The sequence below is a fragment of the Nocardioides furvisabuli genome, assembly GCF_021083185.1.
Taxonomy (GTDB): Bacteria; Actinomycetota; Actinomycetes; order Propionibacteriales; family Nocardioidaceae; genus Nocardioides; species Nocardioides furvisabuli.
Map to the genome: position 1 here is coordinate 605,310 of NZ_JAIGQB010000001.1, position 22,130 is coordinate 627,439.

General features: G+C 69.6%; 26 protein-coding genes. 24 read left to right on the top strand and 2 right to left on the bottom strand.

The features are described from left to right. Position 1 precedes the first annotated feature (1 nt). The 23 genes from rplD to K4G59_RS02920 all read left to right on the top strand — a co-directional run bounded on the left by rplD (position 2) and on the right by K4G59_RS02920 (position 13,048). On the top strand, positions 2-874 hold the full coding sequence (rplD, locus tag K4G59_RS02810) for a 50S ribosomal protein L4, sunset domain variant (RefSeq protein ID WP_231249185.1): 873 nt from the start codon (positions 2-4) through the stop codon (positions 872-874). After that, a complete protein-coding gene (gene rplW, locus K4G59_RS02815; protein ID WP_129453375.1) occupies positions 871-1,176 on the top strand; it encodes a 50S ribosomal protein L23 in 306 nt (101 codons plus the stop codon). The genes rplD and rplW overlap by 4 nt, the downstream gene beginning before the upstream one ends. A gap of 24 nt (positions 1,177-1,200) precedes the next feature. Then, positions 1,201-2,037 carry a 50S ribosomal protein L2 gene (rplB, locus tag K4G59_RS02820; RefSeq protein ID WP_207084054.1) on the top strand — a complete coding sequence of 279 codons (837 nt, stop codon included), beginning with the start codon at positions 1,201-1,203 and terminating at the stop codon, positions 2,035-2,037. 5 nt (positions 2,038-2,042) lie between these two features. Further along, the gene (gene rpsS / locus K4G59_RS02825) at positions 2,043-2,324 is read left to right on the top strand and encodes a 30S ribosomal protein S19 (protein WP_091109718.1); all 282 of its coding nucleotides are present in this window, start codon (positions 2,043-2,045) and stop codon (positions 2,322-2,324) included. After that, complete coding sequence (gene rplV / locus K4G59_RS02830; protein ID WP_231249186.1) at positions 2,321-2,776, top strand: 50S ribosomal protein L22; 456 nt, start codon at positions 2,321-2,323, stop codon at positions 2,774-2,776. The genes rpsS and rplV overlap by 4 nt, the downstream gene beginning before the upstream one ends. Then, a complete protein-coding gene (gene rpsC / locus K4G59_RS02835; RefSeq protein WP_231249187.1) occupies positions 2,776-3,597 on the top strand; it encodes a 30S ribosomal protein S3 in 822 nt (273 codons plus the stop codon). Before rplV ends, rpsC begins: the two co-directional genes overlap by 1 nt. Before the next feature lie 4 nt (positions 3,598-3,601). Continuing rightward, complete coding sequence (gene rplP, locus K4G59_RS02840; RefSeq protein WP_129453380.1) at positions 3,602-4,021, top strand: 50S ribosomal protein L16; 420 nt, start codon at positions 3,602-3,604, stop codon at positions 4,019-4,021. Next, the gene (rpmC, locus tag K4G59_RS02845; RefSeq protein ID WP_207084058.1) at positions 4,021-4,263 is read left to right on the top strand and encodes a 50S ribosomal protein L29; all 243 of its coding nucleotides are present in this window, start codon (positions 4,021-4,023) and stop codon (positions 4,261-4,263) included. Before rplP ends, rpmC begins: the two co-directional genes overlap by 1 nt. Then, positions 4,260-4,544 carry a 30S ribosomal protein S17 gene (gene rpsQ, locus K4G59_RS02850; RefSeq protein WP_207084059.1) on the top strand — a complete coding sequence of 95 codons (285 nt, stop codon included), beginning with the start codon at positions 4,260-4,262 and terminating at the stop codon, positions 4,542-4,544. Before rpmC ends, rpsQ begins: the two co-directional genes overlap by 4 nt. 124 nt (positions 4,545-4,668) lie before the next feature. Continuing rightward, entirely contained in the window at positions 4,669-5,037 is a 369-nt protein-coding gene (gene rplN / locus K4G59_RS02855) for a 50S ribosomal protein L14 (protein WP_056599693.1), read from the top strand. Between the two features lie 3 nt (positions 5,038-5,040). Beyond that, the gene (gene rplX, locus K4G59_RS02860) at positions 5,041-5,394 is read left to right on the top strand and encodes a 50S ribosomal protein L24 (RefSeq protein ID WP_224273054.1); all 354 of its coding nucleotides are present in this window, start codon (positions 5,041-5,043) and stop codon (positions 5,392-5,394) included. Position 5,395: 1 nt separating this feature from the next. Beyond that, positions 5,396-5,965 (top strand): 50S ribosomal protein L5, encoded by a 570-nt coding sequence (gene rplE / locus K4G59_RS02865; protein ID WP_207084061.1) that lies wholly within the window; start codon positions 5,396-5,398, stop codon positions 5,963-5,965. Position 5,966: 1 nt separating this feature from the next. Continuing rightward, positions 5,967-6,152: a type Z 30S ribosomal protein S14 gene (locus tag K4G59_RS02870; protein ID WP_056599702.1), complete on the top strand. Its 186-nt coding sequence runs from the start codon at positions 5,967-5,969 to the stop codon at positions 6,150-6,152. 85 nt (positions 6,153-6,237) lie between these two features. Next, entirely contained in the window at positions 6,238-6,657 is a 420-nt protein-coding gene (rpsH, locus tag K4G59_RS02875) for a 30S ribosomal protein S8 (RefSeq protein ID WP_231249188.1), read from the top strand. Positions 6,658-6,691: 34 nt separating this feature from the next. Beyond that, the gene (gene rplF / locus K4G59_RS02880) at positions 6,692-7,234 is read left to right on the top strand and encodes a 50S ribosomal protein L6 (RefSeq protein WP_231249189.1); all 543 of its coding nucleotides are present in this window, start codon (positions 6,692-6,694) and stop codon (positions 7,232-7,234) included. A gap of 1 nt (position 7,235) precedes the next feature. Further along, entirely contained in the window at positions 7,236-7,619 is a 384-nt protein-coding gene (gene rplR, locus K4G59_RS02885; protein WP_207084063.1) for a 50S ribosomal protein L18, read from the top strand. A 46-nt stretch (positions 7,620-7,665) separates the two neighbouring features. After that, positions 7,666-8,286, top strand: coding sequence for a 30S ribosomal protein S5 (rpsE, locus tag K4G59_RS02890; RefSeq protein WP_207084064.1), 621 nt, complete (start codon positions 7,666-7,668; stop codon positions 8,284-8,286). Further along, a complete protein-coding gene (gene rpmD, locus K4G59_RS02895) occupies positions 8,286-8,468 on the top strand; it encodes a 50S ribosomal protein L30 (protein ID WP_056599717.1) in 183 nt (60 codons plus the stop codon). The genes rpsE and rpmD overlap by 1 nt, the downstream gene beginning before the upstream one ends. A gap of 1 nt (position 8,469) precedes the next feature. Further along, on the top strand, positions 8,470-8,910 hold the full coding sequence (gene rplO, locus K4G59_RS02900; RefSeq protein WP_231249190.1) for a 50S ribosomal protein L15: 441 nt from the start codon (positions 8,470-8,472) through the stop codon (positions 8,908-8,910). Between the two features lie 200 nt (positions 8,911-9,110). Continuing rightward, positions 9,111-10,406: a preprotein translocase subunit SecY gene (gene secY / locus K4G59_RS02905; RefSeq protein WP_231249191.1), complete on the top strand. Its 1,296-nt coding sequence runs from the start codon at positions 9,111-9,113 to the stop codon at positions 10,404-10,406. Then, positions 10,407-10,982 carry an adenylate kinase gene (locus K4G59_RS02910; RefSeq protein WP_231249192.1) on the top strand — a complete coding sequence of 192 codons (576 nt, stop codon included), beginning with the start codon at positions 10,407-10,409 and terminating at the stop codon, positions 10,980-10,982. 7 nt (positions 10,983-10,989) lie between these two features. Beyond that, positions 10,990-11,814 carry a type I methionyl aminopeptidase gene (gene map / locus K4G59_RS02915; protein ID WP_231249194.1) on the top strand — a complete coding sequence of 275 codons (825 nt, stop codon included), beginning with the start codon at positions 10,990-10,992 and terminating at the stop codon, positions 11,812-11,814. Between the two features lie 202 nt (positions 11,815-12,016). Further along, on the top strand, positions 12,017-13,048 hold the full coding sequence (locus tag K4G59_RS02920) for a TerC family protein (protein ID WP_231249195.1): 1,032 nt from the start codon (positions 12,017-12,019) through the stop codon (positions 13,046-13,048). Positions 13,049-13,063: 15 nt separating this feature from the next. On the opposite strand, the gene K4G59_RS02925 is transcribed toward K4G59_RS02920, so the two are convergent. Then, positions 13,064-14,476 (bottom strand): serine/threonine-protein kinase, encoded by a 1,413-nt coding sequence (locus tag K4G59_RS02925; RefSeq protein ID WP_231249196.1) that lies wholly within the window; start codon positions 14,474-14,476, stop codon positions 13,064-13,066. Next, entirely contained in the window at positions 14,473-15,651 is a 1,179-nt protein-coding gene (locus K4G59_RS02930; protein ID WP_231249265.1) for an FHA domain-containing protein, read from the bottom strand. The genes K4G59_RS02925 and K4G59_RS02930 overlap by 4 nt, the downstream gene beginning before the upstream one ends. A gap of 164 nt (positions 15,652-15,815) precedes the next feature. Between K4G59_RS02930 and K4G59_RS02935 the strand changes: the two genes are divergently transcribed. Continuing rightward, a complete protein-coding gene (locus tag K4G59_RS02935; RefSeq protein WP_231249197.1) occupies positions 15,816-22,088 on the top strand; it encodes a fibronectin type III domain-containing protein in 6,273 nt (2,090 codons plus the stop codon). Positions 22,089-22,130: the final 42 nt, after the last annotated feature.

Below are 22,130 nucleotides of genomic sequence, written 5' to 3' on the forward strand. Positions count from 1 at the left end.
CATGGCTGTCAAGACCGTCAAGGTCGACCTCCCCGCCGAGATCTTCGACGTCGAGGTCAACATCCCCCTGATCCACCAGGTCGTGGTCGCCCAGCAGGCTGCCGCGCGCCAGGGCACGCACGCCACCAAGACCCGCGCCGACGTGCGCGGTGGTGGCCGCAAGCCCTACAAGCAGAAGGGCACGGGCCGCGCCCGTCAGGGCTCGACCCGCGCTCCGCAGTTCGCCGGCGGTGGCGTCGTCCACGGCCCGCAGCCGCGCAGCTACGACCAGCGCACCCCCAAGAAGATGAAGGCCGCCGCCCTGCGCGGTGCCCTCTCGGACCGGGCCCGCAACGGTCGCATCCACGTGGTCGACTCCCTGGTCTCGGGCGACAAGCCCTCCACCAGGGCGGCGATCACCGCGCTGAGCTCGTTGACCGACCGCGTGGGCTACCTCGTGGTGCTCGAGCGGACCGACGCGATCACCTGGCTCTCGCTGCGCAACGCGCCCGAGGTCCACATCGTCGCCGTCGACCAGCTCAACACCTATGACGTGCTGAACGCCGACGACATCGTGTTCACCCAGGGTGCCTACGACGTGTTCGTGGGTGGCGCCTCGGCTGCCACGGCCGAGAAGCCTGCCGCCGCCAAGGCCGAGAAGCCCGCCGCGACCGAGCAGGCCAGCGACGAGCCGGCCCTGCCGGCCGGCGCGAAGGCCCCGCTGAAGAGCGGCAAGAACCCCAAGGGCTACGAGGTCCAGGGCCTGGAGTCCGGCACCTACCTCCTCGAGGGCGACGCCGGGTACGACGCCGCTGCGGGCGACTTCTGGTTCAAGTCCGCCGAGGACGCCGAGGCTGCTGGTCTGACCCGCGGCGAGAAGGAGAGCGACAAGTGAGCACCCTGCACAAGGACCACCGCGACGTCCTGATCGCGCCGGTCGTGTCGGAGAAGAGCTACGGCCTGCTCGACGCCAACAAGTACACCTTCATCGTCCACCCGGACGCCAACAAGACCGAGATCAAGATCGCGGTCGAGAAGGTCTTCGGGGTCAAGGTCACCTCGGTCAACACGATCAACCGTCAGGGCAAGACCCGTCGCACCCGCTACGGCATGGGCAAGCGCCCGAACACCAAGCGCGCGATCGTCAGCCTCGCCGAGGGTCACCGCATCGACATCTTCGGAGGTCCGGTCTCCTGACCGGGCTCCTGACTAGGAACTGATATGGCTATCCGCAAGTACAAGCCGACCACCCCGGGCCGTCGTGGCTCGTCGGTGGCCGACTTCGTCGAGATCACCCGGACCACGCCCGAGAAGTCGCTGACGCGTCCGCTGCCCAAGAACGGCGGCCGCAACAACCAGGGCCGCATCACCACCCGTCACAAGGGTGGCGGTCACAAGCGCGCCTACCGCATCATCGACTTCCGTCGCTACGACAAGGACGGCGTGCCGGCCAAGGTCGCTCACATCGAGTACGACCCCAACCGCACCGCCCGCATCGCGCTGCTGCACTACGCCGACGGCGAGAAGCGCTACATCGTGGCCCCCAAGGGCCTCGTGCAGGGCACGCCGGTCGAGTCGGGCCCCAATGCCGACATCAAGCCCGGCAACAACCTCCCGCTGCGCAACATCCCGGTCGGTACGACCATCCACTGCGTGGAGCTGCGACCGGGCGGCGGCGCGAAGATCGCCCGCTCGGCCGGAAACTCCGCCCAGCTGGTCGCCCGTGAGGGAAGCCGCGCGACGCTGCGCCTGCCCTCGGGCGAGATGCGCTTCGTCGACGTGCGCTGCCGCGCCACGATCGGTGAGGTCGGCAACGCCGAGCAGTCCAACATCAACTGGGGCAAGGCCGGCCGCATGCGGTGGAAGGGCGTTCGCCCGACCGTCCGCGGTGTCGTCATGAACCCGGTCGACCACCCGCACGGTGGTGGTGAGGGCAAGACGTCCGGTGGTCGCCACCCCGTCTCCCCCTGGGGCAAGCCCGAGGGCCGTACGCGCAAGCGCAAGGCCAGCGACTCCCAGATCATCCGTCGTCGCAAGTCCGGCAAGGGTAGGAAGTAACCGACATGCCTCGCAGCCTGAAGAAGGGCCCCTTCATCGACGACCACCTTCAGAAGAAGGTGGACGCCGAGAACGCGAAGGGCAGCCACAACGTCATCAAGACCTGGTCGCGCCGGTCGATGATCGTGCCCGACATGATCGGTCACACCATCGCCGTGCACGACGGTCGCAAGCACGTCCCTGTCTTCGTGACCGACTCCATGGTCGGCCACAAGCTCGGGGAGTTCGCACCGACCCGCACCTACCGCGGGCACGTGAAGGAAGACCGGAAGGGGCGTCGCCGATGAGCACCACCGAGCGCAGCCGCACCAGCGCGCGCCGCGAGTCGCTGCTCGGCGACCAGTCGGGCGCCTTCGCCAGCGCACGCTACGTGCGGATCACCCCGATGAAGGCCCGCCGTGTCGTGGACATGGTCCGCGGCCTCCAGGTCGACGAGGCCCTCACCCTGCTGCAGTTCGCGCCGCAGGCCGCCTCCGAGACCGTCTACAAGGTGCTGGAGAGCGCCGTCGCCAACGCCGAGACCACCGAGGGGCTCAACCGGGCCGACCTCGTGCTCTCGGTCGCGATGGTCGACGAGGGCCCGACGATGAAGCGTTGGCGTCCGCGTGCCCAGGGCCGTGCCACCCGCATCAACAAGCGCACCAGCCACATCACCCTCGTGGTGCAGCCGGCCGACGCGCTCACCACCGCCAAGCCGGGCAACAAGGGCCGCGCCACCAAGAACGGAAAGGGTGCCTGATGGGCCAGAAGATCAACCCGAACGGGTTCCGCCTGGGCATCTCCACCGACCACAAGAGCCGTTGGTACGCCGACAAGCTCTACAAGTCCTACGTCGGTGAGGACGTCGCCATCCGCAAGCTGCTCTCCAAGGGCATGGAGCGGGCCGGCATCTCCAAGGTCGAGATCGAGCGCACCCGCGACCGTGTCCGGGTGGACATCCACACCGCGCGTCCGGGCATCGTCATCGGTCGCCGCGGCGCCGAGGCCGACCGCATCCGCGGCGAGCTCGAGAAGCTCACGGGCAAGCAGGTCCAGCTGAACATCCTCGAGGTCAAGCAGCCCGAGATCGACGCTCAGCTGGTCGCCCAGGGCGTCGCCGAGCAGCTCGCGGGCCGTGTGCAGTTCCGTCGTGCCATGCGCAAGGCGATGCAGACCTCGATGCGCTCCGGTGCCAAGGGCATCCGGATCCAGTGCTCGGGTCGTCTCAACGGTGCCGAGATGTCGCGTACGGAGTTCTACCGCGAGGGCCGCGTGCCCCTGCACACCCTCCGCGCCGACATCGACTACGGCTTCTACGAGGCCAAGACCACCTTCGGCCGCATCGGCGTGAAGGTCTGGATCTACAAGGGCGAGGTCGCCGGCACCCGTGCCGAGCGCCAGGCCCAGCAGGCCGCCCGCGCCGGTGCCCCCGGCCGTAGCGGCGGCCGTCCCAACACCCGTGGCGGCGACCGCCCGAGCCGTGGCTCGCGTGGAGACCGCGCTCCTCGCAGCGAGGGCACCGCCGAGACCCCGGCGGCCCCCGCGGCCGAGGCTGCCCCGAGCACCGGACAGGAGGCCTGACCTCATGTTGATGCCCCGTCGCGTCAAGCACCGCAAGCAGCACCACCCCAAGCGCCGTGGCGTTGCCAAGGGCGGCACCACGCTGGCCTTCGGTGACTTCGGCATCCAGGCGGTCGAGGGTCACTACGTGACCAACCGACAGATCGAGTCGGCCCGTATCGCCATGACCCGTCACATCAAGCGTGGCGGCAAGGTCTGGATCAACATCTACCCGGACCGCCCGCTGACCAAGAAGCCTGCCGAGACCCGCATGGGTTCCGGCAAGGGTTCCCCCGAGTGGTGGGTGGCGAACGTCAAGCCCGGCCGCGTCATGTTCGAACTCTCCGGCGTCGACGAGACGACTGCCCGCGAGGCCATGCGCCGCGCGATGCACAAGCTCCCGATGAAGTGCCGGTTCATCTCCCGTGAGGCCGGTGAATTCTGATGGCTACCAAGCTGAACGCCCACGAGCTCGACGAGCTCAACGCCACCGACCTGGAGGCGAAGCTGCGCGAGGCCAAGGAGGAGCTGTTCAACCTCCGGTTCCAGGCGGCCACCGGCCAGCTGGACAGCCACGGCCGGCTCCGCGTGGTCAAGAAGGACATCGCCCGCATCTACACCGTGGTCCGCGAGCGCGAGCTCGGCATCCGCACCACGCCGGGCACCAACGAAGAGGCGAAGGCATGAGCGAGAACACTGCGACCCAGTCGGCTGACGAGCGCAACCAGCGCAAGGTCCGTGAGGGCCTCGTCGTGAGCGACAAGATGGACAAGACCATCGTCGTGGCCGTCGAGGACCGTGTGAAGCACGCGCTCTACGGCAAGGTGATGCGCAAGACGTCGCGCCTGAAGGCGCACGACGAGACCAACCAGTGCGGCATCGGTGACCGGGTCCTGATCATGGAGACCCGTCCGCTGTCCGCCACCAAGCGCTGGCGCCTGATCGAGGTCCTCGAGAAGGCCAAGTGAGCCCTCGGTGAGGTGAGCCCCGCTCGCCCCACCCGGACCCACTCCCAGCACAGAACCCCACCAGTTCGGCCAGGCTCGTGCCCCGCGAGGGCATGAGAACCAGCTCGACAACCAGGAGAAACCAATGATCCAGCAGGAGTCGCGACTCAAGGTCGCCGACAACACCGGTGCGAAGGAGATCCTCTGCATCCGTGTTCTCGGTGGCTCTGGGCGTCGCTACGCCGGCATCGGTGACGTCATCGTCGCCACCGTCAAGGACGCGATCCCCGGTGGCAACGTCAAGAAGGGCGACGTCGTCAAGGCCGTGGTCGTACGCACCGTCAAGGAGCGTCGCCGCGCCGACGGTTCCTACATCCGATTCGACGAGAACGCCGCCGTCATCCTCAAGAACGACGGTGAGCCGCGCGGCACGCGCATCTTCGGCCCCGTCGGTCGTGAGCTGCGCGAGAAGCGCTTCATGAAGATCATCTCGCTCGCCCCGGAGGTGTTGTGAGAGATGGGTAAGAGCATGAACATCAAGAAGGGCGACACCGTCAAGGTCATCGCCGGCAAGGACAAGGGTGCCCAGGGCAAGGTCATCTCGGTGCTCCGCGAGGAGGACCGGCTGATCGTCGAGGGCGTCAACCTCGTCAAGCGCCACACCAAGTCCGTCCAGCAGACCGGCACGACCGGGGGCATCATCACCCGCGAGGCGCCCATCCACGTGTCCAACGTGATGCTGGTCGAGGGTGACGGCGTCACCCGCGTCGGCTTCCGCCGCGACGAGGTCACCAAGCGCCGTCCCGACGGCTCGACCTACACCGCCAGCCGCTCGGTCCGCGTGTCCCGCAAGACCGGCAAGGAGATCTGAGATGGCCGAGACCACCCAGACCACCGAGATTCCTCGGCTCAAGGCGCGCTACCGCGAGGAGATCGTCCCCGCCCTGCGCACCGAGTTCGACATCGCCAACATCATGCAGGTCCCCGGCCTGACCAAGATCGTGGTCAACATGGGTGTCGGCGAGGCTGCTCGCGACTCCAAGCTGATCGAGGGCGCGATCCGCGACCTCACCGCGATCACCGGCCAGAAGCCGGCCGTGACGAAGGCCCGCAAGTCCATCGCGCAGTTCAAGCTGCGCGAGGGCATGCCGATCGGTGCGCACGTCACGCTGCGCGGCGACCGCATGTGGGAGTTCCTCGACCGCCTGCTGTCGCTGGCGCTGCCCCGCATCCGTGACTTCCGCGGTCTCTCGCCGAAGCAGTTCGACGGTCGCGGCAACTACACGTTCGGTCTCACCGAGCAGGTCATGTTCCACGAGATCAACCAGGACAAGATCGACCGGTCGCGTGGCATGGACATCACCATCGTGACCACCGCCACCAACGACGACGAGGGTCGTGCGCTGCTCAAGCAGCTCGGCTTCCCGTTCAAGGAGAACTGACATGGCGAAGACTTCCCTCAAGGTCAAGGCCGCTCGCAAGCCGAAGTTCGCTGTCCGCGGCTACACCCGCTGCCAGCGCTGCGGCCGTCCTAAGTCCGTCTACCGCAAGTTCGGCCTGTGCCGCATCTGCCTGCGGGAGATGGCACACCGCGGCGAGCTGCCCGGAGTCACCAAGTCCTCCTGGTGACCACGGTCTCCTGGTAACCACCTCAACACGTTGAAGGTCGGGCCGGCCGCGCGCCGCTCGAAACCACGACGAGAAAGAACCCATCATGACGATGACTGACCCGATCGCAGACATGCTCACTCGTCTGCGCAACGCCAACCAGGCGTACCACGACGTGGTGTCGATGCCTTACAGCAAGATGAAGGCCGGCCTCGCGGAGATCCTCAAGCAGGAGGGTTACATCACCTCCTACGACGTGGTCGACAACGTGTCCGCCGAGGGCGAGCCCGCCGTCGGCAAGACGCTGACGGTGACGCTGAAGTACGGCCGCAACCGGGAGCGCTCGATCGCCGGCGTACGCCGCATCAGCAAGCCCGGCCTGCGTGTCTACGCCAAGAGCACCAACCTGCCCAAGGTCCTCGGTGGCCTCGGCGTCGCGATCATCTCGACGTCGCAGGGACTGCTGACCGACCGCCAGGCGAACCAGAAGGGCGTGGGCGGCGAAGTCCTCGCCTACGTCTGGTGACCCGGACCAACTGAGACCAGGAAGAGAGAGAAGCATGTCGCGCATTGGCAAGCTCCCCATCGCGGTCCCGTCCGGTGTCGACGTCGCGATCGACGAGTCGCTGGTGACGGTCAAGGGCCCCAAGGGCACCCTGTCCCACACCATCGCGGCGCCGATCACGGTCGCCAAGGGCGAGGACGGCATCCTCGAGGTGCAGCGTCCCGACGACGAGCGCAACAGCCGCTCGCTCCACGGCCTGACCCGCACGCTCATCAACAACATGGTGGTGGGTGTCACCGAGGGCTACGAGAAGAAGCTCGAGATCGTGGGCGTGGGTTACCGCGTGCTGCCGAAGGGGCCGACCCAGCTGGAGTTCCAGCTCGGCTACTCGCACCCGATCATCTTCGACGCCCCCGAGGGCATCACCTTCACCGTCGAGGGCCCGACCAAGCTCGGTGTCGTCGGCATCGACAAGCAGCTTGTCGGAGAGACTGCGGCCAAGATCCGCAAGCTCCGCAAGCCCGAGCCCTACAAGGGCAAGGGCGTGCGCTACGCCGGCGAGCACATCCGTCGCAAGGTCGGAAAGGCCGGTAAGTGACATGGCGATCTCGCTGAGCAACAACAAGCACACCGCGAACCGCGTCCGTGCCCGGCTGCGCCGCCAGGCGCGTGGTCGCAAGCGCATCAACGGCACCGCCGAGCGTCCGCGCCTGGTGGTCACCAAGTCGGCCAAGCACCTCTCGGTGCAGGTCGTCGACGACCTCCAGGGCGCCACGCTGGCCTACGCCTCCACCATGGAGGCCGACGTCCGCGGCACCGACGGCGACAAGACCGCCAAGGCGAAGAAGGTCGGCGAGCTCGTCGCCTCCCGCGCCAAGGCGGCTGGGATCGAGGACGTCGTCTTCGACCGTGCCGGGAACAAGTACCACGGTCGCATCGCGGCCCTCGCCGATGCCGCCCGGGAGGGCGGATTGTCCTTCTGATCGCCTCACGCGACCAGAGAGAGAACTTAGATATGGAGCACATCTCATGAGCGGAGCCCAGCGCGGACAGCGCAGCGGTGGCTCGGGCGACCGTCGCGGACGCGACAACGGTCGTGGCCAGGCCGAGAAGTCTGTCTACATCGAGCGAGTCGTGGCGATCAACCGTGTCGCCAAGGTCGTGAAGGGTGGTCGTCGCTTCAGCTTCACCGCCCTCGTGATCGTCGGTGACGGTGAAGGCCTGGTCGGCGTCGGCTACGGCAAGGCCAAGGAAGTCCCCGCCGCGATCGCCAAGGGTGTCGAGGAGGCCAAGAAGCACTTCTTCAAGGTCCCCCGCATCCAGGGCACCATCCCGCACCCGGTGCAGGGCGAGAAGGCCGCAGGCGTCGTCCTGCTGCGTCCCGCCGCTCCCGGTACCGGTGTCATCGCCGGTGGTCCGGTGCGCGCGGTGCTCGAGTGCGCCGGCATCCACGACGTGCTGAGCAAGTCGCTCGGCTCGTCCAACCAGATCAACATCGTCCACGCGACGGTCGAGGCCCTGCGGATGCTCGAGGAGCCCGAGGCCGTGGCTGCTCGCCGTGGCATGCGGGTCGAGGACGTCACCCCGGCTGCGCTGCTCCGTGCGCGCGCCGAGGGCCAGCTCGAGGCGACGGCGGGGGTGCAGCAGTAATGGCACAGCTCAAGGTCCAGCAGAAGCGCGGCCTGGTCGGCCTGAAGGCCAACCAGCGCGAGACGCTCCGTTCGCTCGGTCTCAAGCGGATCGGCGACGTCGTCGTCAAGGAAGACCGCCCCGAGATCCGAGGCATGATCAACACCGTCCGTCACCTGGTGACGTTCGAGGAGGTGGAGTGACATGACGCTCAAGCTGCACCACTTGCGTCCCGCTCCGGGTGCCAAGACCGCGAAGACCCGTGTGGGTCGCGGTGAGGCCTCGAAGGGCAAGACCGCCGGCCGTGGCACCAAGGGCACCAAGGCGCGCTACCAGGTTCCGGTCGCCTTCGAGGGTGGCCAGATGCCGATCCACATGCGCCTGCCCAAGCTGAAGGGCTTCAAGAACCCCTTCCGCGTGGAGTTCCAGGTCGTCAACCTCGACCGTCTCGGGGAGCTCTTCCCCGACGGCGGCACCGTGACCGTCGCCGACCTCGTCGCCAAGGGGGCGGTCCGCAAGGGCCAGCCCGTCAAGGTGCTGGGCCAGGGCGACATCTCGGTGGCCGTCCAGGTCAGCGCCAACGCGTTCTCGTCCTCCGCCAGGGAGAAGATCGAGGCTGCAGGCGGCACCGCGACCGTGGCCTGAGGCCACCGATCGCTCATCTGATGAAGGCCCGGCCGCACAGTGGGAACTGTCGGCCGGGCCTTCGTCGTTCTCCTTGTGTCTCGGGGGGAAGCGGGTCCGACCCCGACTGTTAGGCTTCCCCGGGCTCCGCACCGTGCAACGGTGCGGGACTCTCGTCCGCCCGCCGATCCTGGTTGGGCACCCTTACGAAAGAGGAACCAGTGCTAGGCGCGTTCGCCAACGCTTTCCGGACGCCGGACCTGCGGCGCAAGCTGCTGTTCGTGCTGCTGATCATCACGATCTTCCGGCTCGGCTCGCAGGTGCCCACCCCGGGTGTCAACGTGGCCAACGTCCAGGCCTGCATCAGCCAGCTGGAGGAGGGCGGGCTCTACAGCCTCATCAACCTCTTCTCCGGCGGTGCGCTGCTCCAGCTCACCATCTTCGCGCTGGGGATCATGCCGTACATCACGGCCTCGATCATCCTGCAGCTGCTCGTCGTGGTGATCCCACGGCTCGAGGCGCTGAAGAAGGAAGGGCAGGCCGGTCAGGCCAAGATCACCCAGTACACCCGCTACCTGACCCTCGGCCTCGCCGTGCTCCAGGCGACCGGCATCGTCGCACTCGCGCGCAACGGCGCCCTGCTCCAGGGCTGCACCCGCGACCTGCTGCACGACGACTCCACCAGCACGTTCCTGGTCATGGTGGTCACCATGACCGCCGGCACCGCCGTCATCATGTGGCTCGGTGAGCTCATCACCGACCGCGGCATCGGCAACGGCATGTCGATCCTGATCTTCACGCAGGTCGTCGCCACCTTCCCGGCCGCCCTGTGGGGCGTGCAGACCTCCAAGGGCTGGCTCGTCTTCAGCGTCGTGATGGTCATCGGCCTGATCCTCGTCGCGGCCGTCATCTTCATCGAGCAGGCGCAGCGCCGCATCCCGGTGCAGTACGCCCGCCGCATGGTGGGGCGCAAGATGTTCGGCGGCAACTCGACCTACATCCCGCTCAAGGTGAACCAGGCCGGCATCATCCCGGTCATCTTCGCCTCGTCACTGCTCTACCTGCCGGCGATGGCCGTGCAGTTCAACCCCGAGACCAGCAACCCCGTGCTGGACTTCATCGGCACCTACCTCGTGGGCGGCGACCACCCGCTCTACATGATCACCTACTTCGCGCTGATCATCTTCTTCACGTACTTCTACGTCTCGATCACCTTCAACCCTGTCGAGGTGGCGGACAACATGAAGAAGTACGGCGGCTTCATCCCCGGGATCCGGGCGGGCAAGCCGACCGAGGACTACCTGTCCTACGTCCTGTCCCGCATCACGTTCCCTGGAGCGATCTACCTCGGCCTGATCTCGCTCGTGCCCCTGATCGCCTTCGCGGCGATCGAGGCCAGCCAGAACTTCCCGTTCGGAGGCACCTCGATCCTCATCATGGTCGGCGTCGCGCTCGACACGGTGAAGCAGATCGAGAGCCAGCTCCAGCAGCGAAACTACGAAGGATTCCTGAAGTAGATGAGACTCATCCTCATGGGCCCGCCGGGTGCGGGCAAGGGCACGCAGGCCCGCTTCGTGGCCGATCACTTCGGCGTACCGGCCATCTCCACAGGAGACATCTTCCGGGCCAACGTCTCGCAGGGCACGCCTCTGGGCGTGGAGGCCAAGCGCTACATGGACGCCGGTGAGTACGTCCCCGACGAGGTCACCAACCACATGGTCCGCAACCGGATCGACGAGGAGGACGCCCGCCCGGGCTTCCTGCTCGACGGCTATCCGCGGACCCTCGCGCAGGTCACCGAGCTCGACGGGATGATCGGCTTCACCGGCCACCAGCTCGACGCGGTCGTGGTGCTGACGGTCGACCCCGAGGAGCTCGTGCAGCGCCTGCTCCAGCGGGCGCAGACCGACGGTCGCACCGACGACACCGAGGACGTGATCCGGCGCCGCCAGGAGGTCTACTCCGAGCAGACCGAGCCGCTCATCGGGGTCTACCGCGACCGGGGCATCCTCATCGAGATCGACGGGATGGGTGAGGTCGACGACGTGACGGCCCGCATCTTCGCCGCCCTCGACGCGATCCCGCAGAGCTGAGCCCGCCATGGGCTTCCGCGACCGTGGGATCGAGATCAAGACGCCCGAGCAGATCGACCTGATGCGGGTCGCGGGCCGGCTCGTGGGGGAGACCCTCGAGCTCCTGCGCGCTGCGGTCCGTCCCGGGGTGACGACGCTCGAGCTCGACACGCTCGCGGAGACCAACATCCGCGACCACGGTGGCATCCCGTCGTTCAAGGGCTACAGCCACCCGCCGTTCCCGGCGACGATCTGCGCCTCGGTCAACCACGAGGTCGTGCACGGCATCCCCGGGGGCCGCGTGCTCGCCGACGGTGACGTCATCTCCATCGACTGCGGCGCGATCGTCGAGGGGTGGCACGGCGACGCCGCCATCACGGTCCCGGTCGGCGAGATCGCCGACGACGTGCGCGAGCTCCTGCGGGTCACCGAGGAGTCGTTGTGGCGCGGCATGGCCGCGGCCAGGCTCGGCGGGCGCGTGTGCGACATCAGCCACGCGATCGAGTCGCACGTCCGTTCCGAGGGGCGCTACGGCATCCTCGAGGACTACACCGGCCACGGGATCGGCACCGAGATGCACATGGCGCCCAACGTGCCGAACGTCGGTCGACGCGGCCGCGGCCCCTCGATCGTGGAGGGCCTGGCGCTGGCCGTGGAGCCGATGGTGACGCTCGGCAGCAAGCACACCGACCTGCTCGAGGACGAGTGGACCGTCGCGACGGTCGACGGCTCGTACGCCGCCCACTTCGAGCACACCTTCACCGTCACGCCGGTCGGCACGTGGGTGCTGACCGCCGTCGACGGCGGCGAGCAGCGGCTCGCCGCGCTGGGTGTCCCCTTCGGCGGACGCTGACGGCATTTCACGCGCCGTCGCGGGCGCGTGGAAGACTGAGCGGGTTGGAGGGGAGTATTCCCCGTAGTGGTGGTGTCGTCAGCACGGCCCTTGCGCGAGCGGGGCCCGGTGCCACTGGTTCGCGCTGACGCGAGCGGAAGAGACCTCCGGCGTCCGCGTGCAGCGCGGACCCGCACCCCACCCCACCTCAAGGAGCAACAGAGTGGACGTCCCCACCTGGGTCTGGATCGCCACGGCCGTGGTGACCCTCGCGATCTTCACCTTCGACCTCGCCGTCGTCGGGCGCCGCCCGCACGAGCCGAGCATGAAGGAGTGCGCGACCTACCTCTCCATCTACGTCGGCATGGCCGTCCTCTTCGGCCTCGGCGTCTGGTACACCTCGGGTGGAACGTCGGCCCTGGAGTTCTACTCCGGCTGGCTCGTGGAGTACTCCCTCTCCATCGACAACCTCTTCATCTTCATCATCATCATGGCCAAGTTCGCCGTGCCGCGGGAGCTCCAGCAGTACGCCCTGATGATCGGCATCGTGATGGCGCTGGCCATGCGCGCGATCTTCATCGCCGTGGGCGCCGCGGCGATCAGCAACTTCAGCTGGATCTTCTACCTCTTCGGCATCTTCCTGGTCTACACGGCGGTCAAGCTGGCCAAGGAGGGCGCCGAGGACGAGGACGAGGACGAGTTCGAGGAGAACAAGCTCGTCGCCTTCATCGAGCGCCGGTTCCCGGCGACCTCGGAGTGGCACGGCAAGAGCCTGTTCACCGTCGACAACGGCAAGCGCATGATCACCCCGATGTTCATCGTGATCCTCACGCTCGGGACCACCGACCTGCTGTTCGCCCTGGACTCGATCCCGGCGATCTTCGGCATCACGAAGGAGCCCTACCTGGTGCTCACGGCCAACATCTTCGCGCTGATGGGCCTGCGCCAGCTCTACTTCCTCATCGGGGGCCTGCTCCAGCGCCTGATCTACCTGTCGTACGGCCTGGCCTTCCTGCTGGCCTTCATCGGCGTGAAGCTGTTCTTCCACGCCCTGCACGAGAACGAGCTGCCCTTCATCAACGGCGGCCAGCACCTCGACTACGACTGGCTCGAGATCCCGATCTGGCTCTCCCTCGTGGTCATCGTCGCCACGCTGGCGATCACCGCGGTGCTGTCCCTGTGGGCCTCCAGCCGGATGACCGCGGAGGAGCAGGACGCCAGGTCGGGTCCGCGCCGCGACTTCCAGGACGACTGACGTCCTGACGCTGCCTCAGGTGACGCACTCCTTCGCGGTGGGGGAGTTGTCCGACCCTCGCGTCATCCGCACGTCGAGGCAGATCGGCTCGTCGGTGCGCACCAGCAGGCGCTGCCGGGTGGTGCTGCCGTAGGCGTCGGTGTCGTCGCGGTGGTAGCTGAAGGAGTCGCCGGGCTCGACCGGGACCGGTGGACGCCACTCGAAGAGCACGCCGCGCGGCGTACGTGCCCCGGTCAGGCTCGGTGCCTCGGTCAGCACGTCCGGCACGACGGGGCTGGGCGTGAGGGAGCCGGTCGGGAGCACGACCCCCGGGTCCTCCTCGCGATCGCCCCCGCCGCCGAGCACGAGGTAGCCCACGACGAGTGCGAGCACGGCGGCACCGACACCGGTCCACACCAGCCCCGAGACCCGGCTGTGGTCCTCCTCGTCCTCCTCGGCGACCGGCGCGGGCACCTGCGCGGCGATGCGGCGCGGACCGCTGGCGGAGATGACGGTCACCGGCTTCATCGCGGTGGCGTCCTCGGCAGCCTCCGCGACCTCGGGCGCGGCGACCGAGGAGTCGGGCCGGTCGCCCTCCACCGCGACCGCGGTGCGCGCCCAGCCCGCGGCCGACTCGATGCGCTGCAGCGCGCGGGCGAGCTCCAACGCGCTGGAGGGCCGGTGCTCGGGTCGCTTCGCCAGGCACTGCTGGAGGAGACGGTCGAGGGCGGGCGGCACGTCGGGTCGCTGGGTGGCCGGGGGAGCGGCGTGCAGGATGCGTGCGCTCAGCGCCCGGGTGGAGTTGTCGCCGGAGGGGATGGAGAAGGGGGAGCGCCCCACCAGCAGGTGCCAGATCGTGGCGCCGAGCGAGTAGACGTCGGAGGCCACCGAGCCGTTGGAGCGGCCGTCGAGGAGCTCGGGGGGCGACCAGGGGTAGGAGATCCGCACGTCGTCGTCGCCCTCGACGTCCGCCATGTGCCCCGCGATGCCGAAGTCGGTGAGGGCCGGCTCGTGATAGGTCGTCACGAGCACGTTGCTCGGCTTGATGTCGCGGTGCAGGATGCCCGAGCGGTGGGCGGTCTCGATGGCGCTCGCCAGCTTGATGCCGGTGGCGACGGCGTCGACCGGGGCCATCGGGTTGGAGCGCACCCGGATCCCGAGGTCCGGCGGCGGGCAGTAGCGCATGACCAGGAACGGTCGCCCGCCCTCCGCCGTCACTCCTGCCGTGATCACCGAGACGATGTAGGGGTGGTCGGCCAGGCGCGCCATCGCGTTGGCCTCGGCGGTGAAGAGGTACTTCTCGCGGTCGGTGAGGGGCACGTCGGGGCGCACGACCTTCACCGCGACCCGCTGGCGCGGCCACTGCTGCTCGTAGAGGAACACGTCGGCGAAGCCGCCGCTGCCCAGGTGCTCGACGAAGGCGAACCCGGGGATGACCGGAGCACTCACCGGGCGGTCGCCCCCGTCTCGTAGCGGACCGCGTAGACGTGCGCCATGTCGAGGACCGTACCGGCCTCGAGCACGTAGGCGTCGCCTGCCGTCATGCGCTGCGGCTCACGCCCGGGCGGGGCGATGGTGGTGCCGCCCCGGCTGTCGAGGTCGCGGGCCACCACGTCCCAGCCGTCGAGCTCGATCTGCAGGTGCCGGCGCGAGACGAACGAGTGGTCGGCGGGCAGGTGCACCAGGTGCGGCCAGTCGGTGCTGTCCTGGGCCGGGGCGGGCTTGCGGCCCAGGATGACGCCACGGTCGAGCGGCACCACCTCCCCGGTCGGCAGGCGCAGCCCCCCGAGCGGCGGCCGGTCCACGCGTCGCGGTTCCTGCGGTGCGACCCGCTGGTGGCAGACGCGGCACTGCGGCGAGGCCGGGGGCGTGAGGTGGCCGAGCGGGCAGCTCACCGCCAGCACCGTGGGCGCCGTCGGGTGGGAGAGGTGGGCCGGACGGAGGGTGGTGGCCCCGTCGTGGTCGTCGGGTTCGGGGACGGTGTGGGGCGCGGAGGCCGGCCGGATCGTGGTGTGCGCCCCCTCCTCGATCCGTTGCACCAGCAGGGGGTCGGGCTCCGAGGTGTCGGTGAGCGATCCGGTGTCCTGCACCGGTCGCAGGGTCCGGGTGCGCGGCGGCGGCCCGTCAGGGCCCTTCGCGGCGAGGATCGCGGCCGGGATGCCGTCGATGAGGGGAACGCCCGCGGGGGCGGGTGCCACCACCTCCTCGGCGCGCTGCACCGGCGGTGCGGTGCGCACCGACAGCGGCCGCAGCTCGACACGGTCGGCGGCGACCACACCGCCGACGAGGCGCCGGGTGCTCGCCGGGCGATCGGCGCCGGCCCCGGCGTCGAGGCTCAGGACACGCGCCGGGCCGGACAGGCGTACGTTCCCGGCCCCGCGCGACAGCGTCGTCGAGGCACCGGAGGTGAAGTCGACGACCGCGAGTCCCGGAGGGTCACCGGCGAACGCCTTCTCGACGATCGCCAGCACGCGCTCGACCACGCCGGCCCCGGACGGCGCGGTCATGGACAGCGCCTCCCAGACCTCCTCCACGACCTGCTCGTCGCCGGGATCGGTCATCAGCACCCAGTGGGCGCCACTGCCGAGCAGCACACCGGTTCCCCCGGTGTAGCTCGCCTCCACGATCAACGTCGGCTCCCCTCGTGCACGCCCACGCCTCCATCATCACCCATCGCCCGTGCCCACCGCAGGAGCTCCGGACTTGTCGGAATCTCGACTGCTTACCTACCCTCCTGTGGTTGACTGCGGCGGGCGCACGTCACCGGGTGTGGCCAAGGGGGAATGGCGTGGCACGTGGGGCTTTCGTGCGCCGGCACCGGGTGGGCATCGCCTCGGCGGTCGCGCTCGCCGTCGCGACCGGCGCGGTCGTCGTCTACGCCGTCACGGCGAGTGGGTACAAGAAGCACGAGGCCGAGCTCAACGACGGCGGCATCTGGGTCGTCAACGGCAAGAAGGGTTGGTCGGGTCGGCTGAACAAGCCGATCAACCAGCTCGACGGAGTCGTGCCGAGCCCCGAGGGCAGGACACGCCTCGACGTCGTCCAGGACGGCGCCGCCGTCGTGAGCCTCAACCTCAACGCCAGCCGCGGCCAGGCCATCGACACGAGCAAGCTGGAGTCCCAGGACGGGGGCACTGCTGCGGTCCCGACCTCGGGCGACGTGCAGATGGCCGGCTCGACCCTGGCCAGCGTCGACGCCGAGACCGGGCAGCTCTGGGCCGTGCGCTACGACGACCAGCTCGGCAAGCCGGTGATGAGCGCCGTCGACCGCCAGGCCGACCCGATCGCCGAAGCAGGCGAGGGCGCCGCGCTGGCCGTCGCCCAGGACGGCACGATCGTCGTCACCTCCTCGGAGGAGGGCACCGTCACGACGGTGTCCCCCCGCGACGCCGGGTTCGCCGAGCCCGACACCCGTGACCTGCCCGGCGGCGCCGGCCAGGTCTCCCACGTGACGACCGTCGGCGACCGGATCGTCACCCTCGACGCCGACGCCGGCGTGCTCAGCGTCGTCGGCGGCGCCACCACCACCGTGCCGGTCGACAGCGTGCTGCAGCAGGCCGGACCCTCCTCCGACGCCGTGCTCGTCGGTGCCCCCGACGGACTGCTGGGCGTCGACCTCGGCTCCGGCGAGGTCACCTCGATCTCCGACCGGTCGGGCACGCCCGTGGAGCCCGTCCGCCTCGGCGCCTGCGTCTTCGGCGCCTGGTCCGGCGGTGTCGGCGCGGTCGCGGTGCAGTGCGGGTCGCAGGAGGTCAACCAGGACGCCCTGGGCGGCGACGCCACCAGCCTCGCCTTCCGGGTCAACCGGGGCGAGATCGTGCTCAACGACGCCAACAGCGGCACGGTGTGGGACGTCCAGCAGGACCGTCCGCGGAAGATCGACAACTGGGAAGCCTTCACCTCGAAGAAGAAGAGCCAGGACGACGAGAACGAGAACGAGAACCAGGCCGACGCCGACCGGCGTCCGCCGCGGGCCGAGCCCGACTCCTACGGCGTACGCGCAGGGCGCACCACCGTCCTGCACCCGCTCGACAACGACTCCGCCCCCGAGGGCCGGATCCTGAGCATCGTCGACGTCGACCAGCCCACCGGTGGCGCCCGCGTGGAGATCAGCCCCGACGGCCAGACACTGGTGCTGCAGATGCCGGAGGACGCGCGACCTGCGACCTTCGACTACTTCATCGACGACGGCCGCAACGGCGTCACGGCCAACGCCAGCGTCGAGGTCAGGGTGCGTGGCGAGCTGCAGAACGAGCCGCCGGAGCTCCGCGAGGGCTACCAGAAGCCGACCTACAAGGTGCCGCACGGCGGCGCCCTCGCTGTGCCCGTGCTCGCCGACTGGCGCGACGACAGCGACGGCGACACCCTGCTGCTCGACTCGGCGAAGGCGGTCAACGGCGAGGCGACCGGTGCGTCCGCGCGGACCACGGCGGACGGACGGATCCGCTTCACGGCGCCGCGGACGGTCTCCGCGGGCCAGCAGCTGGTGCGCGTGGAGCTCGCGGTCACCGACGGTCGCTCCGAGCCGGTCCGCACGTCCATCGGCTTCCAGGTCCAGGCGCCCAAGGACCAGAAGGCCTTCGCGCCGAGCGCCGAGCCCGACGTGGTCCGGGGTGAGGTCGGCCAGCCGATCAAGATCCGCCCCCTGCTCAACGACCTCCCCGGCTCGGACCCCAACGCCCCCAACGCAGAGCTGGCGCTGGCGGGCAAGGTGCCCCAGCAGCCCGGTGCCCGGATCGTCTCCGACCTCGAGGCCGGCCAGCTGACCTTCACCGGGGAGCGCGCCGGCACCTTCTTCCTCAACTACGACGCCGGCTACGGCAACGCCCCGCTCGACCAGGGCACGGTCCGGGTGGACGTGAAACCCACGCCCAAGCGGGCTGCGGAGCCCATCGCGATGCCCGACACGCTCAGCATCTACGGCCAGGCCCCAGGGATCGTGGACGTGCTGGCCAACGACCTCGACCCGGCCGGTGGCCTCCTCGTGGTCCAGCGTGCCGCCGCCGACAGCGCCGGAGACCTGGACGTCGCGATCATCGAGGGAAGGTGGCTGCGGATCTCGGCCCTGCGCCCGGACGTGGCTCCCGCGACGCAGACCCTCTCCTACACGATCAGCAACGGCACCAGCTCCGGCGTGCGCGGCGAGGTCGTGGTCACCCAACGGCCCAAGCCGGCCGACAACACGCCCATCACCGTCGCCGACCGGGTGGTCGTGCGCGCAGGCGCCTCGGTCTCGGCGCCCGTGCTCGACAACGACGTGTCGCCCTCGGGCGACCGGCTGACGCTGCTGGGCGACCTGGTGGACAGCCCCGCCCCGGGTCAGCTCGAGGTGGTCCCGCCGATCGACGTGACCGGCGACGTCGGCAAGGCGTTCGTGTCGGGCCGCATCGTGCGCTACGTCGCTCCTGCGCAGGTCGAGGAGCGCGACACCTACACCGTCACCTACGTCGCGCAGAACCTCGACGGCCAGCGCGCCAACGGCCGCCTGCAGGTCACCGTCATCCCGAACGACGACCCCAACGACCCGCCCGAGCCGCCGACCCTGGAGGGGCGGGTCGTCTCCGGCGACGAGGTCAAGATCCGTGTGCCCGGGATCGGCGTGGACCGCAACGGCGACCCGGTCACCGTCACCGGCATCACCTCCGCGCCGCGGCTGGGACGGATCGTGTCCTACGGCGGCAACTTCCTCGAGTACCAGGCCTACCCGCGCACCGTCGGCACCGACGAGTTCAGCTACGCCGTCGTCGACTCCCAGGGCGCCTTCGCCACCGGCACCGTGCGCGTGGCCGTGGTGGCGCCGGGCCAGCCCCAGCCGCCGTTGGCCGTCGAGGACCGGCTCACCGTCGAGCCGGGCCGCACGGCGACCTTCGACCCGCTGGCCAACGACTTCATCGCCCCGGGCGACTCCGTGGAGATCGAGCTGCTCGAGAAGCCCGACGGTGCTCGACTCGACCCCGAGACCAACCTCGTCACCGTGCCGGCGCCGGACACGCTCGACGACCCGCCGACGACCCTGGTCTACCGGGTGACCAACGGTCTCAGCGAATCGCGCTCCACGATGACCCTCGAGACGGCCGACGGCTTCAACAACCCGCCGATCGTCTACGACGCGTTCGGCCGCGCCGACGACAGCGGCAGCGTCGTGGTCGACGTGCTCGAGGGCGCCTACGACCCCGACGGCGCCGCCGAGTCGCTCGAGGTGACCGGCGTGGGCGGGGACCCGTCCGCCAGGGTCGTCGACGGGGTGGAGGTTCGCGCGAACCGCGGGGAGGCGCCGAAGGTGCTGCCCTTCGAGGTGCGCGACGCCGACGGTGCCACCGCCGTCGCATCGGTCTACATCCCGCCGACCGGCAACGGCCTGCCCTACGTCCTGCCCGACGCCCGGATCGAGCTCGACGCCGGTGAGACGGTGACCGGCAGGATCTCCGACTACGTCGCGGCGCCCGACGGTGCCGACGTACGTCTGGCTTCGGGGCGCCGCTCCTGGTCGGCGTCGCCGCAGGAGCTCCAGGCGGGCCCCGACGGCGACAACCGCTTCTCGCTGTCCGCGGCCGCCGGCTTCCGCGGCCCGGGCGCGCTGCTCGTCGAGGTGACGTCGGCTCGCGACGCCAGCGGCAACGAGGACGCCTCGACCACCGAGGACGGGGCGACGGTGCTGTTGTCGATCCCGGTCCAGGTCGGCGACGACACGCCGACGCTCGAGTGTCCCTCGACGGTGGTGCCGATCACGGCGGGCCAGCGCTACGACCTCGACATCGCGACCTTCTGCTCGGTGTCGACTCCCGACCCCCGCGACGTCGCGGGCCTGTCCTACAGCGCCGAGTGGTCCCAGGGCGTCGACGGCGTCGACGTCTCCGACCCGGACGGATCGGTCGTCGCGATCACGGTGGCCGACACGGCCACCCAGGGCGGCGAGGCCGTCCTCACGGTGCAGGCGCAGGGGAGCAACACCCAGGAGGTGCGCTTCCGCCTGGCCCAGGCCCCGGCGCCGCGCCTGCTGCCCATCCGGGTCGAGACGATGGAGGCCGGCCAGAGCCGCACCTTCGACGTCGGCTCCTACCTCGAGGCCGGGGTGGCCGACCCGGAGCCGAGGATCGTCACGGTCGACAACACCGGCAGCCCCGGCGTACGCGCCTCGGTCAGCGGTAGCCGGCTCACCCTCACGGCGGCCAAGGACACCCGCGGCGTGCGGGCGAGCTTCAGGTTGGTGGTCAGTGACGTGTCCATCGACGACCCGCCGAGCTCGCGTCGAGCCGAGGGCCGCATCGAGTTCCAGGTCGTGGGCGTGCCCGAGGCCCCCGGTGTCCCGCGCACCTACCCCGACGCCCAGCGCTCCGGGGCGGTCGAGATGGGCTGGGCCCCGCCGGACGACGACGGCGGTGCACCCGTCCTCCACTACGTGGTGCGCGAGGAGAGGACCGGCGCCAGGCAGCGCTGCGACACCAACGAGTGCGTCTTCCGGAACCTGAAGAACGGCCGCAACTACAACTTCCGCGTGCAGGCGGTCAACCGCGTCGGCGCGAGCGAGTTCAGCGACCTGTCGCAGACCGCCCAGGCCGACACGGCCCCCGGGCGCGTGCAGAACATCCGGATGACCGACCGCGGCGACGGAACCATCACGATCGCGTGGGACAAGCCGTCCACGACGACGTCCCCGATCGTCGACTACACGATCACCTATGCCGGCAGTCCCAACGGCGTGACGGTGCCCGGTGACTCCCCGCGCTTCGTCGCCACCGGGCTCGACAACAACACCAAGTACGTCTTCTTCATCAAGGCCCAGAACGAGGTCGACTACTCCGGGGTGCGGCAGTCACCTGAGCTCCAGCCGCTCGGCACGCCGCCGGCCCCGGCGGCGCCGGCCGTCGCCGACCTCGAGTCGGGCCCGAACCAGACCGACGTCCGTGTCTCGTGGCAGTCGGTGCTGCCCGAGGGGCCGGGGCCCACCGTCTACTCGGTGAGCTACAACACCGGCACCGGCTCCGCGCCGGTGCCCGGCTGCCAGCGCGTCACCTCCTTGACGTGCGTGCACAGCGGGGTTCCCTACGACGGTCTCACCTACACCTACCGGGTCGTGGCCGCCAACATCGCCAACCGCTCGACCCCCAGCGAGGGCACGGCCATCGAGGCCGTCGGCCGACCCGCCGCGTGGGGTGCCTACCAGGTGGTGCCCACGGGTGCCAACCAGGACGCCCAGGTCTCCTACACGGTGCCTGACGCGCGCGGCAGCACCAGCAGGGTCGAGATCCTGGTCGCCGGGCTGGTCGTCAAGACGTTCGCGCAACAGACCGGCGCCGTCACCACGCGAGTGCAGACGCGGGACAACGAGCAGCCCTACCCGGTCCAGCTGCGGGTGTGCAACGAGGACGCCCCCACGGGCTGCACCCTGAGCGGGGTCCAGAACGTGCAGACCTACGGGCCACTGGTGAGCGACCACATCTCCTCGATCCAGCCGGTCATCGATTCCCAGAACCTGTCGTGGGTGATCGCGGGCACCTCGAACGGCCGCCCCGCGACCCTCACCGTCAGCTCGTCCGAGCGCAGCCAGACGTTCCAGGTGCCCGCCGGTTCGTGGACGGTCCAGACACAGAACCTCAAGCTGGGCTGGCGCGCGAAGGAGCGCCTCACCGTCTCGCTGGCCGACGCGGCCAACGGGCGCGGGCCGGTCTCCCGGACGGCCGAGGCCAGCACGGGTGAGCCCCCGGAGCCCGAGCTCGTCATCTTCAGGAGCGGCGACCGGTGCTCGACGAGGTCCGACAGGCCCGCTGACGTCCCCGACTGCGGCTCGCGCGGATGGACCGGGGACACCTGCGAGCACGACAACTGCGCCTTCATCCAGTTCAGCGTCCGGGGCTTCCAGTCGCGCTACACGTGCACCATCCAGAGGCGCTTCAAGTCCGACATCCTCTTCTCCGTCGACCCGGTGGACGCGCGAGGTGGCAACGCCTACCACTACGGCGCCATCGCGGCCGGTGCGGTCGCCCTCAACTGCACCACTCCCGACTTCTCGCCCGGGCAGGGCGACTACCAAGCCGGTGGCACCGGCTGGAAGGACTGGTGAGGCGCTTGACCCGGCGACGCGCAACCCCGCGCACCCCACGAT

Coding starts and splice junctions, on each gene's coding strand:
- rplD (WP_231249185.1), top strand. CDS start 2: ATGGCTGTCAAGACCGTCAAGGTCGACCTCCCCGCCGAGATCTTCGAC.
- rplB (WP_207084054.1), top strand. CDS start 1,201: ATGGCTATCCGCAAGTACAAGCCGACCACCCCGGGCCGTCGTGGCTCG.
- rpsS (WP_091109718.1), top strand. CDS start 2,043: ATGCCTCGCAGCCTGAAGAAGGGCCCCTTCATCGACGACCACCTTCAG.
- rplV (WP_231249186.1), top strand. CDS start 2,321: ATGAGCACCACCGAGCGCAGCCGCACCAGCGCGCGCCGCGAGTCGCTG.
- rpsC (WP_231249187.1), top strand. CDS start 2,776: ATGGGCCAGAAGATCAACCCGAACGGGTTCCGCCTGGGCATCTCCACC.
- rplP (WP_129453380.1), top strand. CDS start 3,602: ATGTTGATGCCCCGTCGCGTCAAGCACCGCAAGCAGCACCACCCCAAG.
- rpmC (WP_207084058.1), top strand. CDS start 4,021: ATGGCTACCAAGCTGAACGCCCACGAGCTCGACGAGCTCAACGCCACC.
- rpsQ (WP_207084059.1), top strand. CDS start 4,260: ATGAGCGAGAACACTGCGACCCAGTCGGCTGACGAGCGCAACCAGCGC.
- rplN (WP_056599693.1), top strand. CDS start 4,669: ATGATCCAGCAGGAGTCGCGACTCAAGGTCGCCGACAACACCGGTGCG.
- rplX (WP_224273054.1), top strand. CDS start 5,041: ATGGGTAAGAGCATGAACATCAAGAAGGGCGACACCGTCAAGGTCATC.
- rplE (WP_207084061.1), top strand. CDS start 5,396: ATGGCCGAGACCACCCAGACCACCGAGATTCCTCGGCTCAAGGCGCGC.
- K4G59_RS02870 (WP_056599702.1), top strand. CDS start 5,967: ATGGCGAAGACTTCCCTCAAGGTCAAGGCCGCTCGCAAGCCGAAGTTC.
- rpsH (WP_231249188.1), top strand. CDS start 6,238: ATGACGATGACTGACCCGATCGCAGACATGCTCACTCGTCTGCGCAAC.
- rplF (WP_231249189.1), top strand. CDS start 6,692: ATGTCGCGCATTGGCAAGCTCCCCATCGCGGTCCCGTCCGGTGTCGAC.
- rplR (WP_207084063.1), top strand. CDS start 7,236: ATGGCGATCTCGCTGAGCAACAACAAGCACACCGCGAACCGCGTCCGT.
- rpsE (WP_207084064.1), top strand. CDS start 7,666: ATGAGCGGAGCCCAGCGCGGACAGCGCAGCGGTGGCTCGGGCGACCGT.
- rpmD (WP_056599717.1), top strand. CDS start 8,286: ATGGCACAGCTCAAGGTCCAGCAGAAGCGCGGCCTGGTCGGCCTGAAG.
- rplO (WP_231249190.1), top strand. CDS start 8,470: ATGACGCTCAAGCTGCACCACTTGCGTCCCGCTCCGGGTGCCAAGACC.
- K4G59_RS02910 (WP_231249192.1), top strand. CDS start 10,407: ATGAGACTCATCCTCATGGGCCCGCCGGGTGCGGGCAAGGGCACGCAG.
- map (WP_231249194.1), top strand. CDS start 10,990: ATGGGCTTCCGCGACCGTGGGATCGAGATCAAGACGCCCGAGCAGATC.